The sequence below is a fragment of the Pseudomonas guangdongensis genome, from assembly GCF_900105885.1.
Taxonomy (GTDB): Bacteria; Pseudomonadota; Gammaproteobacteria; order Pseudomonadales; family Pseudomonadaceae; genus Geopseudomonas; species Geopseudomonas guangdongensis.
This window is the reverse complement of the sequence record NZ_LT629780.1, coordinates 681,632-694,618: the sequence shown is the minus strand read 5'-3', so window position 1 is coordinate 694,618 and position 12,987 is coordinate 681,632. Positions and strand designations below refer to the sequence as shown.

Here is a 12,987-nt window from a genome sequence, read left to right as displayed (position 1 = left end):
GCCGGCGGCAGGCTCGCTACCCTGAACGCCTGTGCCGTGGGATCCGTGAGCGTCGGCTCGCCGTCGCCTCCCCCCGCGGACGCCTGATCTAACTCACCCAGGAGCCGCCCATGGAAACCCGGCAGGTCGTGATCGAAGAGTGGGAAGGCGATGGTGGCATTCGCATTCCTGATGAAGCCCTGCAGGAAATGGGGGTCGACGTCGGAGACTCGCTGTACCTGATCGAAGAGTACGTGGGCACGACACGCTGCCTTGTGCTCAGCAAAACCCCGCGCATTCCCGATCGCGTCGATGAGCTGGTTGGCCACTGGGAGTCTTTCGGAAAGGTGGCAACCGATTTAGACGCCCAAGATGAATGAGCTGATCCCAACTACTAAAGGCGCTGATGGCCACCCTCGACCGCATCAACGCGCGCATGGGCCGCGGCACCATTCAGCTCGCCCGCGTGCCGGCGGCGCTAGGTGGAGAATGCGTCAGGAGCTCAAATCGCCCAGCTACGTGAGCCGCTGGAGCGAGTTGCGCCGCGTGACCTGAACACACAGTCAGGTCGAATGCTTTGGGTCAGTAGAGACTGCTATCGGCCAAGAGCACACGTTGGTGATTTTGGCAACGTGCCCCTTCTCGCGGGCCTCGCTACGAGACTAACCGGGCTCTAGGGAAGTGCGTGCCATTCACAGATCCCGTCAGCTAATATCTGCCGAATTATTTTGAGGCCGTGAAGGAAAATCATCATATGGCTCCCCAACGCCCGATGCCGAGGCTTGATGCCGCCAAGCTTCGCGAGAACGCACTTACCTCTATTCGGTTAGGCGTTGAGGACTTCGAGCGCTGCAGACATCCAGGGGGCGATCCAGCGCGGGCGCTCTCGGCTATCCGGAATCTCTTCGCAGGAGTACTACTCCTGTTCAAGTACAAAATCGCTACGTGTGTCGATGACCCCGCTGATGCTGACGCTCTAATCTTCAATCCACCTGAGGTTTTGCCTCACTCAGATGGCGATGGAGGTATCGAATGGGTGCCGGTGGGCAAGTTCAAGTCCACCACAATCGATGTGGTAACGATCCAAAAGCGCTTCGAAGCTTTTGAGATCGATGTCGACTGGGCTGTGATCGAAAAGCTACAGGCGTGCCGCAACCATCTGGAGCACCTGCATCCCGCTCACACGCTAGGTGAGGTCGCCGATTTCGTGGCGGAGCTGTTCCCAGTGCTACGGGATTTTATTCAGACGGAGCTGGAAGAGTCACCAGCAGCAATCCTCGGGGATGCCTGGCAACTCATGCTGTTGCATCACAACTTCTTTGTAGATACCACAAAACGATGTGAAGATGCATGGTCTGATGCTTGCGTGCCAGAAGGAATGGAGCCCTGGCTGGAAGAATCAAAGTGCCCGGAATGCGGTTCCACTTTGTTAGCGCCTGCGCAAGAAAGCCTAGATGCAGGCGATACCGTTGAACACAACGATGACCGTTTTAAGGCAACCTGTATCGCCTGTGGATACACAGCCTTGATAGCCCCGCTCATGGTCGACGCGCTACAGCAAGCCCATAGTTACGACCCGCGCGACGGTGATGAGCCCACCCTTGAGGACTGCAATCAATGCGGTCGGGGAGCGTTCCTCATCCATGAGCAGTCCTGCCTGTGGTGTTCCGCTGAGCTCGAATACACGGAATGCAAGATCTGTGAGGAGAGCTTGGGGCAAGACGATCAGGACAATGGTGGGCTGTGTTCCTATCACGCTTATTCTTATGAGAAATTCATGCGCGAGGATTGACTAGGGCGTGGCACGACCTGGCTTAGCACTGCAAGTGGCCAGGCAGGCACCTCACCACACACTATAGCTCCGACCAGAGTTTGCAGTAGATCTGCTCTCTGGGAACTCCGAAATCATTGAGGCACTGAATTTTGTGAGTGTCGTCATCATGCGATCTGACCGCCACTGTCCAGATTACAGGTCGCCTCTCCAGCGCCTCGACCATCGCGAGGAAATATGCTTTATCCACCGACGAAAGGGAGTGGCCAAGCACAGTCACGTGAGTGACTGATCGCAGATTTGAAAAAAAGTCCGCGTTGAGCTTGATGATCTGCTCGCTTGGCTTAAAGGTCTGCTCGAAGTAGTCATCCAATCTGCCGAGCGCCTCCATTACCCGATGGTCTGCTGATTCTCCATCAAGGCCTTTCTGAAGCGACGTACGCTCATCTGGAGTCCATGCATGGCCCAGAATCAGTTCAGAGCCAGGCTCAGCGCCTTCACCATGTATATACAGGATATTCTCTGCTGGGACGTCATACAGCTTGCTCAGCGTGCTGGTATAGTTGAAGGTCAGGTATATGGCGTTCCTATCCAACGTACCCAGTAGCTGATGGATTGGACTGCAGTCTGGAACTACGATGGATCTGATCCAATCACCGAATCGTGATTGCAGCGTTTTCGATAAACCGGTGGCGACCCGATCAACTTCGTACTGGAAATCATGATGCCCCGCGTCGCTCCAATCCTCGTCAGCGTATGACGCAAGGAAACCAGTCAGATCGGAGACGACGCTTTCGGTGTCCATATCGGCCAGGGCAAGCTCAAGATCAGACCAATCCTCATCCGCGGGAACATAAGTATCTATCCAGTCAAATACCTGCCGATCGACCATATTCAGGAATGCTTTGAAATTTTTGTACTGGGTAGGCAGACCATGGTGGAGATCGAAGCCGTTGCCGATGACGTAGAGGATTTGTGTATCCATCAAGGTTCCTAAATTGAAGTTTGATTTTGGTGATTTAGCAAATTATCTAAAATAACGAAAGTAGGGTAGAACTTTGATGTTCTAGTTTCCCGAAATCGGTGCCCGCTGACTGAGTCGCCCAGTCTTTGTAGATATCCATGAACGTCCGCTACTGGCCGATATCTGCCAGTCGCCACTGGCCGCGCGTGGCTTGGGTCCGCTAGGGGTTAGGTCTGGTTCTATCGAAGCCCCCGCAGATCCACGACCGAGTCGACGCCCTAGTCGCCCACTGGAAGCGCGAGCTCGCAGAGGAACAGGACCGGGCCGCCCTGCCACAGTCTCTTAAGGATGAACAGCAGGGGCGCATAGGATATGGACATTGATCGCGTTTCTGTCCACATACATCTCATGTCCATATGGACTTGTATTGCGGGTGTCAAAAGCCGCGTGTTTTCAGGCCCAGAGGCGATGTCCATGCGTCTGTCCATTTCGACTGCTCCGGCTACGAGAACTTCGTTTCCCAGCTGGATATCGACGAGGGCAAGGAGAAGCTCGACTGGCTGGGCAAGATGGATGCCGGCTCGCTGAAGCTCAAGGTGGCGTCCTCCATCGTGGCGATCTCCTCGATCCACCTGCTGCGCATGTTCATGGACGCGCAGAAGATCGATAACGACAAGCTGCTCTGGTACGTGATCATCCACATGACCTTCGTGGTGTCGGCCTTCGCCATGGCCTACGTGGACAAGCTGACCAAGCACTGAGTCGCGCCCGCCTCCCGCACCGCCCGTCAGCCCCGAGGCCGACGGGCGGTGTCGTTTGCGGGGTGCGCGGGCAGATTCGGATCGGCGGTCTTGCGGTCGCGATAATTTGTACAAATATTGTACCTTGTGTGCTGCTTGTATAAATTATCGCCCGAGGTGACCGCCATGAAACTCCACGACCTGTCCACCCACGCCCTCGCCGGGCGTATCGAAGCCCTCGACCTGATTTCCCTGGAGGGCGGCATCTATGTGCTCGAAGCGCACATGGACGGCCGCTGCCACGCCCTGCACGACGAACGCGGCAAGGTCTGGCACCTGCGTTCGGTGGAGCACGCCCGCGACCTGCTGCAGGAAGTGCCCGAGCTGCCCTTCCACCTGGTCCACCAGTCGCCCTACGACGAGATGTGCGGCCTGAGCGAAGGACGCCGCGAACCGCTGCGCGTGCCGATCGGCATGCGCTCGCACTGGTGAGCGGCGCGGCACTGCCGGCGGCGCTGCAGCGTCCTCTGGCGGTGCTGGATGTGGAAACCACCGGCCTGCACCCGCAGCGCGACGGCATCTGGGAGATCGCCGTGCTGCTGGTCGATGCCGGGCGGGTTAGCGGGCGCTTGAGCTGGCTGCTCGACCCCGGCCAGCCGCTGCCGGGCGCGATAGCCGCGCTCAGTGGGGTGCTGGATGCCGAGCTGCGCGATCAGCCGCGCTTCGCCGCGATCGCCGGCGAGCTGCTGGCGGCCCTGCAGGGGCGGCTGCTGGTCGGCCACAACCTGCGCTTCGATCTGGCCTTCCTGCGCCGCGGCCTGCGCGCTGCCGGCCTCGCGCTGCGCGCCCGCCAGTTGTGCACCCTGCGCCTGGCCCGCCAGCTGTATCCCGAACTGCCGGCCCATGGCCTCGACGCGCTGTGCGCGCAGCTCGCCATCCCGCGCTTCATCGCCCACCGTGCGCCGGCCGATGCCGAGGCGACCTGGCAACTGCTGCAGCGTCTGGCTGCCCATCCGGCCTGCGCCGAAAGCCTGAACGGCCAGTTGCGCAAGGGCGCGGTGCCGCCGGGACTCGGCGCCGCACGCCTGGCCGAGCTGCCCGAGCGTCCCGGGGTCTACTACTTCCATGGCGCCGGCGGCGCGCTGCTCTACGTCGGCAAGAGCCGCAACCTGCGCCGCCGGGTGCAGTCGCACTTCCAGAACGATCACGCCAGCCGCCGCAGCCTGCAGATGGCCCAGCAGGTGTGCGAGGTGCGCGTCACCCCGACCGCCGGCGAGCTGGGCGCGCTGCTGCTGGAGGCCGCCGAGGTGGCGCGCTTGCAACCCTTGTACAACCGCCAGCTGCGCCGCCAGCGCGAGCTGCTGTCCTGGACCCTGCAGCTGGCCGGCGGCGGCCTGCGCCCCGAGCTGCAGGCGCTGGCGCGGCTAGCGCCGGGCGTCGAGCACGCCGGACTGTTTCGCGCCCGCCGCGATGCCCTGGAATGGCTGCGCGGCCAGGCCCGCGAGCATGGCCTGTGCCTGCGCCTGCTCGGTCTGGAAAGCGGGCAGGGCGCCTGTTTCGCCGCCCAGCTCGACCAGTGCCGTGGCGCCTGCTGCGGTCGCGAGCCGCGCAGCGCGCACGACGCCCGCCTGCGCGCCGCCTTCGGCGGCCGGCGCCTGGCGGCCTGGCCGTGGCGCGGCCCGGTGGCGCTGGTCGAGCGCGATGCGGCCAACGAACTGTGCGAGTGGCACGTGCTGGACGGCTGGCGGCACCTGGGCAGCGTCCGCGATCCGGCGCGGATCGCCGCGCTGCTGGACAACCCTGAAGCGCCCTTCACCCGCGACACCTACCGCATCCTGCGCAGCCACCTGCGCCGCCACCCCGAGATGGAGATCGTCGAACTGTGAGTGCCTTCCGTGAGCAGCCCATCGGGAGTTCCGCCCGATGAGCGTGCGAGCCCTGCGTCTGGTCCTCGGCGACCAGCTGTCCTTCGACCTGCCCTCGCTGGCCGACCTCGATCCGGCCCGCGACCGCGTGCTGCTCGCCGAGGTGGCCGAGGAGGCCGGCCACGTCCCGCACCATCCGCAGAAGATCGCCTTCCTGTTCAGCGCCATGCGCCATTTCGCCGAAGCCTTGCGCCAGCGCGGGGTGACGGTGGACTACGTGACCCTCGACGATCCGGCCAACAGCGGCAGTCTGGCCGGCGAGCTGGCGCGTTGCGCCGCGCGGCACCGGCCCGCCGAGATCTACGTCACCGAGGCCGGCGACTGGCGCGTCGAGCAGGCGCTGAAGGCCAGCGGCCTGCCGCTGGTCTGGCATGCCGACAGCCGCTTTCTCTGCTCGCGCGCCGAGTTCGCCCGCTGGGCGCAAGGCAAGAAGCAGCTGCGCATGGAGTTCTTCTACCGCGAGATGCGCAGGAAAAGCGGCCTGCTGCTGCACCCGGACGGCTCACCGGAAGGCGGCGCGTGGAACTTCGACGCCGACAACCGCAAGCGCCTGCCCAAGGGGCTGCGCGGGCCGCTGCCGGCGCAGTTCGCGCCGGACGCCATCACCGCCGAGGTGCTGGCGCTGGTCGCTGCGCGTTTCGCCCACCACTACGGGCGCCTCGACGGCTTCGACTACCCGGTGACCCACGCCGAGGCCGAGCAGCTCTGGGCGCATTTCCTCGACTTCGGCCTGGCCGCCTTCGGCGACTACCAGGACGCCATGGCTGCGGGCGAGCCGTACCTGTTCCACGCCAGGATCAGCGCCGCGCTCAACGTCGGCCTGCTCGACCTGCGCCGCCTGTGCGCCGACGTGGAGGCGGCCTACCGGCAGGGGCGGGTGGCGCTGAACGCCGCCGAGGGCTTCATCCGCCAACTGATCGGCTGGCGCGAGTACGTGCGCGGCATCTACTGGCTGCAGATGCCGGACTACGCGCAGCGCAACGCCTTCGCCAACACCCGCGACCTGCCGGCGTTCTACTGGACAGGCGACACGCGGATGAACTGCCTGCGCCAGGCCATCGGCCAGACCCTGGACTACGCCTACGCCCACCATATCCAGCGGCTGATGGTCACCGGCAACTTCGCCCTGCTCGCCGGCGTCGAGCCGCGCCAGCTGTGCGACTGGTATCTGGCGGTGTACATGGACGCCTTCGACTGGGTGGAGCTGCCCAACGTGCTGGGCATGGTGCTGCACGCCGACGGCGGCTATCTGGGCTCCAAGCCCTACTGTGCCAGCGGCCAGTACCTCAAGCGCATGTCCGACTACTGCGCCGGTTGCGTCTACAAGGTGGAGGACAGTACCGGCGAGAACGCCTGCCCGTTCAATGCGCTCTACTGGCATTTCCTCATGCGCCACCGCGAGCCGCTGCAGGGCAACCCGCGCATGGCCATGGTCTACAAGAACCTGGCGCGCATGGAGGAGGGCAAGCGGCAGGCGCTGTGGGCGCGCGGCGAGCAACTGCTGGCGCGGCTGGACGCCGGGGAGGCGCTGTGAAGAAGAGCGAGCTGCCGGTGAAGACCTGCGCGGTGTGCGGCCTGCCGTTCGCCTGGCGCAAGAAGTGGGCGCGCTGCTGGGACGAGGTGCGCTACTGCTCGGAGCGCTGCCGGCGCGGGCGGCGCCTGTGCTAGTCTGCCCGACCTTTTTTCTGTCCTTGCGTGGAGTTCCCATGTCCCAACTCGACCTTTCCACCGACGAAGCGCGCGTCAGCTACGGCATCGGCCTGCAGCTCGGCGGCCAGCTGCGCGACAACCCGCCGCCCGGCGCCAGCCTGGAGGCCGTGCTGGCCGGTCTGGCCGACGCCTACAACGGCGCCGAGAACCGTGTCCCCGCCGAGGTGCTGAACGCCAGCTTCCAGGTGATCCGCGAGCGCATGCAGGCCGAAGCCGCGGCCAAGGCCGAGCAGGCTGCCCAGGCCGGTCGCGACTACCTGAGCGAGAACGCCCAGCGCAAAGGCGTCACCGTGCTGGCCTCCGGCCTGCAGTACGAGGTGCTGGTGAGCGGCGACGGCGCCAAGCCGAGCGCCGAGGACCATGTGCGCACCCATTACCACGGCACCCTGATCGACGGCACCGTGTTCGACAGCTCCTACGAGCGCGGCCAGCCTGCTGAATTCCCGGTCGGCGGCGTGATCGCCGGCTGGGTCGAGGCCCTGCAGCTGATGAACGCCGGCAGCAAGTGGCGCCTGCATGTGCCGAGCGAGCTGGCCTATGGCGGGCAGGCCGTCGGCAGCATCCCGCCGCACAGCGTGCTGGTGTTCGACGTCGAACTGCTCGATATCCTCTGAGCGGCGGGCGCCCTCAGGGGCGCAGCGCCTGGGCGTAGCCGTAGAGGAACAGGGTGCGCAGCAGCTCCTTGAGGCTCTGCGGCTCGTTGCTGGTCAGGCTGGCCAGGTCCAGGTCGCCCTGCTCCTGCAGATCGGCCAGCGCCTGGGCCTCCAGCTGGACGCAGACCTGCCCGCTGTCGCGGTGCAGGATGCGCAAGTAGGGTTGCGGGCGATCCAGCCAGGCGTCGATCAGATAGGTCATGGCGCAGCTCCTTAGGTCGATTCTCACTTGAGAATAATTCCTATCGGAGCGGTAGCCAAGTCCATCCGTCGTTCCCGGCGCGAAAAACACAACGCCCGTCATGGCCAGGCCATGACGGGCGTTATCGCATGGCCGCGAGGCCTTCAGTGGGTGCGGGCGACGGCGAACTCGGTGAGTTCCACCAGTGCGTCGCGATACTCGCTGGGCGGCAGGGCGTCCAGGCAGGCGATGGCGCGGGCGGCGAAGGCGCGGGCCTGGCTGGCGGTGTAGTCGAGGGCGCCGCTGGCTTCCACCGCGGCGAGGATGGCGTCGAGGTTCTCGATGCCGCCTTTCTGGATGGCATCGCGCACCAGTTGCGCCTGCTCGGGCGTGCCCTCGCGCATGGCGTAGATCAGCGGCAAGGTCGGCTTGCCCTCGGCGAGGTCGTCGCCGACGTTCTTGCCCAGGGTGGCGGCATCGCCGCGGTAGTCGAGCAGGTCGTCGACCAGCTGGAAGGCGACCCCCAGGGCGTCGCCGAAGCTGCGCAGCGCCTCGGCCTGGGCGGCGCTGGCGCCGGCCAGCAGTGCGGCGCTGTGGGTGGAGGCCTCGAACAGCATCGCGGTCTTGCCGCGGATCACCTCCATGTAGATCTCTTCGGTGGTACTGGCGTCGCGCACCTTGGACAGCTGCAGCACCTCGCCCTCGGCGATCACCCGGGTGGCGTTGGCCAGCACCTGCATCACCGGCAGCTCGCCCAGCTCGACCAGCATCTCGAAGGAGCGCGCATAAAGGAAGTCGCCGACCAGCACGCTGGGCGCGTTGCCCCACAGCGCATTGGCGGTGGCGCGACCGCGACGCAGGCCGGACTTGTCGACCACGTCGTCGTGCAGCAGGGTGGCTGTGTGCAGGAACTCGATGGTCGCGGCCAGCAGGTCGAGACGCTCGCCGCGTGCGCCGAGGGCGTTACCGGCCAGCAGCACCAGCAGCGGGCGCAGGCGCTTGCCGCCGGCGGAGGTGATGTAGTCGCCGATCTTCTCCACCAGGGGGACGCGGGAGGCGAGTTGGCGGCGGATGATGCCGTCGACGGCGGTGAAGTCGTCCGCCACCACGCGGTAAAAGGCCTGGGGTTGCATCGGCTGTCAAGGCTCCTCGAAGGTTGCGCGGCATGCTAGGTGGCGGGTCTGGCAGTGTCAAGGCAAGCCATGGCGGCTCTTGTCAGGCCCGGCGGCGTTTCGTACAATCGCCGGCCCGAACTTCCCTGGCATTCCCTGCCTTACGCAATTGCATCGGCGACCCTTCCGGCGCCATGCAGCCATGCTGGCCGATAACTCCTCCTCCAAAGCGCCAGGTGAGCAGGTCTAACGGAGACATTCCATGTACGCAGTAATTGTTACCGGCGGCAAGCAGTACAAAGTCGCTGAAGGCGAATTCCTCAAGATCGAGAAGCTCGACGTGGCAACCGGCGAAAGCATCGCTTTCGAGCAGGTTCTGCTGGTCGGCAACGGCGACGACATCAAGATCGGTGCTCCGGTCGTCGAAGGCGCCAAGGTGACTGCCGAAGTGATCGCCCAGGGCCGTCACGACAAGATTCGCATCATCAAGTTCCGCCGCCGCAAGCACCACATGAAGCGTCAGGGCCACCGTCAGTGGTTCACCGAAATCAAGATCACCGGCATTCAGGCCTGATCCCCCTCTTTTTCCGGAGTATTGACTCATGGCACACAAAAAAGCTGGCGGTTCTACCCGTAACGGCCGCGACTCAGAAAGTAAACGCCTTGGCGTGAAGATGTACGGCAGCCAGGTTGCAGTGGCTGGCAACATCCTCGTGCGTCAGCGCGGCACCAAGTTCCACGCCGGCGTCGGCGTCGGCATGGGCAAGGACCACACCCTGTTCGCCAAGGTGAACGGTGTGATCAAGTTCGAGACCAAGGGTGCCTTCGGTCGCAAATACGTGAGCGTCGTGGCCAACTGATCACGCGTTCGCCGAAAAAGCCCTGTCTGCCGACAGGGCTTTTTTGTTTGTAAATCCCTTGCTCTAAAATGACCCGCCTGGGCGGGGAGGCGTTACCCATGAAATTCGTCGATGAAGTGTCCATCCATGTGCAGGCCGGTGACGGCGGCAACGGCTGCATGAGTTTCCGTCGTGAAAAGTTCGTGCCCAAGGGTGGACCGGACGGCGGCGACGGCGGTGACGGCGGCTCGGTCTTCCTGCAGGCCGACAGCAACCTCAACACCCTGGTGGATTACCGCTACACCCGCCGCTTCCAGGCCCAGCGCGGCGAGAACGGTCGCAGCAAGGACTGCACCGGCGCCAAGGGCGAGGAGCTGGTCCTGCCGGTGCCGGTCGGCACCACGGTGATCGATGCCGCTACCCAGGAAATCATCGGCGACCTGACCGCAGACGGTCAGCGCCTGCTGGTGGCCAAGGGCGGCTGGCACGGCCTGGGCAATACCCGCTTCAAGTCGAGCGTCAACCGCGCGCCGCGGCAGACCAGCCACGGCACTCCCGGCGAGGCTCGCGACCTCAAGCTGGAGCTCAAGGTGCTGGCCGACGTCGGCCTGCTCGGCATGCCCAACGCCGGCAAGAGCACGCTGATCCGCGCGGTGTCCGCCGCCAAGCCCAAGGTCGCCGACTACCCGTTCACCACCCTGGTGCCGAACCTCGGGGTGGTCAGCGTCGGTCGCCTGAAGAGCTTCGTGATCGCCGACATTCCCGGCTTGATCGAGGGCGCCTCCGAAGGCGCCGGTCTCGGCATCCGCTTCCTCAAGCACCTGGCGCGCACCCGCCTGCTGCTGCACCTCGTCGATCTGGCGCCGCTGGACGACTCCGATCCGGCCGACGCCGCCGAGGCCATCGTCCGCGAGCTGGCCCGCTTCAGCCCGGCGCTGACCCAGCGCGACCGCTGGCTGGTGCTCAACAAGGCCGACCAGCTGCTCGACGAGGAGCGCGAGGCGCGCATGCGCCAGGTGATCGAGCGCCTGGACTGGAAAGGTCCGGTCTACGTGATCTCCGCCCTGGAGCGCGAAGGCACCGACAAGCTGTGCGGCGACATCATGAACTACATCGACGAGCGCAGCCTGCGCATCGCCGAGGAGCCGGCCTTCGCCGAGGCGATCGCCGAGCTCGACCAGCGCATCGAGGACGAGGCCCGCGCCCGTCTGCAGGAGCTGGACGATGCCCGTGCCCTGCGCCGTGCCGGGGTGAAGAGCGCCGATGCGCTGGAAGACGAGGACGACGACCTCGACGACGAGGATGACGACGGCGACGGCCCGGAGATCTTCTACGTCCGCTGAGGCCGGCGGCACGCTCGCGCGGCCATGCAGCATGGCCGCACGGGCGGGAGCGGGACAGGTTGTGAGGTTCGACCGGCGCAGGGTCGCCCTGCGCCCCAAACCCTATTGCAAGGTTGCAGAACATGCGTGAGAAGGTGAGCAAGGCCCGCCGCTGGGTGGTGAAGATCGGCAGTGCGCTGCTGACTGCCGACGGCCGCGGGCTCGACCGCGGCGCCATGGCCGTGTGGGTGGAGCAGATGGTGGCACTGCGCCGCGCCGGCGTCGAACTGGTGCTGGTGTCCTCCGGCGCGGTGGCCGCCGGCATGAGCCGGCTGGGCTGGAGCGAGCGTCCGGGTACCATCCACGAGCTGCAGGCCGCAGCTGCGGTCGGCCAGATGGGTCTGGTGCAGGCCTGGGAGTCCAGCTTCGCCGAGCACGGCCTGCAGACCGCCCAGGTGCTGCTGACCCACGACGACCTCTCCGACCGCAAACGCTACCTCAACGCGCGCAGCACCCTGCGCACCCTGGTCGACCTCGGCGTGATCCCGGTGATCAACGAGAACGACACCGTGGTCACCGACGAGATCCGCTTCGGCGACAACGATACCCTGGCCGCGCTGGTCGCCAACCTGGTGGAGGCCGACCTGCTGGTGATCCTCACCGACCGCGACGGCATGTTCGACGCCGATCCGCGGCACAACCCCGATGCCCAGCTGATCTTCGAGGCCCGTGCCGACGATCCGTCGCTCGACGCGGTGGCCGGCGGCACCGGCGGTGCCCTCGGTCGCGGCGGCATGCAGACCAAGCTGCGCGCCGCGCGCCTGGCGGCCCGCTCCGGGGCCAACACCATCATCGTCGGCGGGCGCATCGAGCGCGTGCTCGACCGCCTCAAGGGCAGCGAGCGCCTCGGCACCCTGCTGACCCCCGAGCGCAGCCGTTACGCCGCGCGCAAGCAGTGGCTGGCCGGCCACCTGCAGATGCGCGGCACCCTGAGCCTCGACGCCGGCGCGGTGCGCGCCCTGCTCGAACAGCGCAAGAGCCTGTTGCCGGTCGGCGTCACCGCGGTGGAAGGCAACTTCCGCCGCGGCGAGATGGTGGTCTGCCTCGGACCGGACGGTCGCGAGGTGGCCCGCGGGCTGGTCAACTACAGCGCCGCCGACGCCCAGCGGATCATCGGCCTGAGCACCGAAGCCATCGAGCAGGAGCTCGGCTACATCGACGAGCCGGAGCTGGTGCACCGCGACAATCTGGTGCTGGTATGAGGCCCGCCCTGCGCGGTCTGGTCGTCGCGCTGGCCCTGGCTGCCGGCACGGTGCAGGCCGAGACCGTCGGCGAGGTCTCCACGGTATTCAAGCTGCTCGGCCCCGACCACAAGATCGTCGTCGAGGCCTTCGACGACCCCAAGGTGGAGGGGGTGACCTGCTACCTGTCGCGGGCCAAGACCGGCGGCATCAAGGGCGGCCTTGGGCTGGCCGAGGACCGCGCCGAGGCGTCCATCGCCTGCCGTCAGGTCGGCCCGATCCGTTTCCGCGAAGCGCTGAAAGAAGGCGAGGAGGTGTTCAAGGAACGCACCTCGCTGGTGTTCAAGACCATGCAGGTGGTGCGCTTCTTCGACCGCACGCGCAATACCCTGGTCTATCTGGTCTACAGCGACCGCCTGATCGAAGGCAGCCCGCAGAACGCGGTGACCGCCATCCCGATCCTGCCCTGGCCGTCGGCGCACTGACTCCCTCCGTAACCTAGCGCAAGCACATCACGGCTCCGGCCCCGGCTCCCAGCGGCCGGAGGCCG

Annotated in this window: 16 protein-coding genes and 1 pseudogene; 14 read left to right on the top strand and 3 right to left on the bottom strand. The window is 65.5% G+C overall.

The genetic code is table 11. From position 1 onward, the window contains the following. The first annotated feature begins 110 nt into the window (after positions 1–110). From BLU22_RS03350 to BLU22_RS03340, 3 genes are all read left to right on the top strand, one after another. Complete coding sequence (locus tag BLU22_RS03350; protein WP_090212113.1) at positions 111–359, top strand: hypothetical protein; 249 nt, start codon at positions 111–113, stop codon at positions 357–359. A 109-nt stretch (positions 360–468) separates the two neighbouring features. Next, complete coding sequence (locus tag BLU22_RS15460) at positions 469–534, top strand: DUF4113 domain-containing protein (protein WP_394327546.1); 66 nt, start codon at positions 469–471, stop codon at positions 532–534. Positions 535–733: 199 nt separating this feature from the next. Then, positions 734–1,771 carry a hypothetical protein gene (locus tag BLU22_RS03340; protein WP_090212112.1) on the top strand — a complete coding sequence of 346 codons (1,038 nt, stop codon included), beginning with the start codon at positions 734–736 and terminating at the stop codon, positions 1,769–1,771. A 61-nt stretch (positions 1,772–1,832) separates the two neighbouring features. On the opposite strand, the gene BLU22_RS03335 is transcribed toward BLU22_RS03340, so the two are convergent. Further along, complete coding sequence (locus tag BLU22_RS03335) at positions 1,833–2,735, bottom strand: bacteriophage abortive infection AbiH family protein (RefSeq protein ID WP_090212110.1); 903 nt, start codon at positions 2,733–2,735, stop codon at positions 1,833–1,835. A gap of 476 nt (positions 2,736–3,211) precedes the next feature. Between BLU22_RS03335 and BLU22_RS03330 the strand changes: the two are divergent. The 6 genes and pseudogenes from BLU22_RS03330 to BLU22_RS03305 all read left to right on the top strand — a co-directional run. Then, positions 3,212–3,475 (top strand): annotated as a pseudogene (locus BLU22_RS03330) (YqhA family protein); the annotation flags it as partial. Positions 3,476–3,640: 165 nt separating this feature from the next. Next, on the top strand, positions 3,641–3,946 hold the full coding sequence (locus tag BLU22_RS03325; protein WP_090212108.1) for a DUF6482 family protein: 306 nt from the start codon (positions 3,641–3,643) through the stop codon (positions 3,944–3,946). Continuing rightward, the gene (locus tag BLU22_RS03320) at positions 3,943–5,340 is read left to right on the top strand and encodes a 3'-5' exonuclease family protein (protein ID WP_090212106.1); all 1,398 of its coding nucleotides are present in this window, start codon (positions 3,943–3,945) and stop codon (positions 5,338–5,340) included. The genes BLU22_RS03325 and BLU22_RS03320 overlap by 4 nt, the downstream gene beginning before the upstream one ends. 37 nt (positions 5,341–5,377) lie before the next feature. Continuing rightward, positions 5,378–6,913 carry a cryptochrome/photolyase family protein gene (locus BLU22_RS03315; protein ID WP_090212105.1) on the top strand — a complete coding sequence of 512 codons (1,536 nt, stop codon included), beginning with the start codon at positions 5,378–5,380 and terminating at the stop codon, positions 6,911–6,913. After that, on the top strand, positions 6,910–7,047 hold the full coding sequence (locus tag BLU22_RS03310; protein ID WP_090212103.1) for a DUF2256 domain-containing protein: 138 nt from the start codon (positions 6,910–6,912) through the stop codon (positions 7,045–7,047). The genes BLU22_RS03315 and BLU22_RS03310 overlap by 4 nt, the downstream gene beginning before the upstream one ends. Before the next feature lie 38 nt (positions 7,048–7,085). Beyond that, complete coding sequence (locus BLU22_RS03305; protein WP_090212101.1) at positions 7,086–7,703, top strand: FKBP-type peptidyl-prolyl cis-trans isomerase; 618 nt, start codon at positions 7,086–7,088, stop codon at positions 7,701–7,703. A 13-nt stretch (positions 7,704–7,716) separates the two neighbouring features. Here the strand turns inward: BLU22_RS03305 and BLU22_RS03300 are convergent, their stop codons facing one another. Both BLU22_RS03300 and BLU22_RS03295 read right to left on the bottom strand, forming a co-directional pair. Further along, positions 7,717–7,944, bottom strand: a complete 228-nt coding sequence (locus BLU22_RS03300) for a hypothetical protein (protein WP_090212100.1) — start codon at positions 7,942–7,944, stop codon at positions 7,717–7,719. A gap of 143 nt (positions 7,945–8,087) precedes the next feature. Then, entirely contained in the window at positions 8,088–9,056 is a 969-nt protein-coding gene (locus BLU22_RS03295) for a polyprenyl synthetase family protein (protein ID WP_090212099.1), read from the bottom strand. A 241-nt stretch (positions 9,057–9,297) separates the two neighbouring features. Here BLU22_RS03295 and rplU point away from each other — a divergent pair, with 241 nt between their 5' ends. The 5 genes from rplU (at position 9,298) to BLU22_RS03270 (ending at position 12,922) form a co-directional block, all read left to right on the top strand. Then, on the top strand, positions 9,298–9,609 hold the full coding sequence (gene rplU, locus BLU22_RS03290) for a 50S ribosomal protein L21 (protein WP_090212097.1): 312 nt from the start codon (positions 9,298–9,300) through the stop codon (positions 9,607–9,609). 28 nt (positions 9,610–9,637) lie between these two features. After that, on the top strand, positions 9,638–9,895 hold the full coding sequence (rpmA, locus tag BLU22_RS03285) for a 50S ribosomal protein L27 (protein WP_090212096.1): 258 nt from the start codon (positions 9,638–9,640) through the stop codon (positions 9,893–9,895). A 98-nt stretch (positions 9,896–9,993) separates the two neighbouring features. Beyond that, positions 9,994–11,217, top strand: a complete 1,224-nt coding sequence (gene cgtA / locus BLU22_RS03280; protein WP_090212094.1) for an Obg family GTPase CgtA — start codon at positions 9,994–9,996, stop codon at positions 11,215–11,217. A 122-nt stretch (positions 11,218–11,339) separates the two neighbouring features. Beyond that, a complete protein-coding gene (proB, locus tag BLU22_RS03275) occupies positions 11,340–12,458 on the top strand; it encodes a glutamate 5-kinase (RefSeq protein ID WP_090212092.1) in 1,119 nt (372 codons plus the stop codon). Continuing rightward, the gene (locus BLU22_RS03270; protein ID WP_090212090.1) at positions 12,455–12,922 is read left to right on the top strand and encodes a CreA family protein; all 468 of its coding nucleotides are present in this window, start codon (positions 12,455–12,457) and stop codon (positions 12,920–12,922) included. The genes proB and BLU22_RS03270 overlap by 4 nt, the downstream gene beginning before the upstream one ends. The last annotated feature ends 65 nt before the right edge of the window (positions 12,923–12,987 follow it).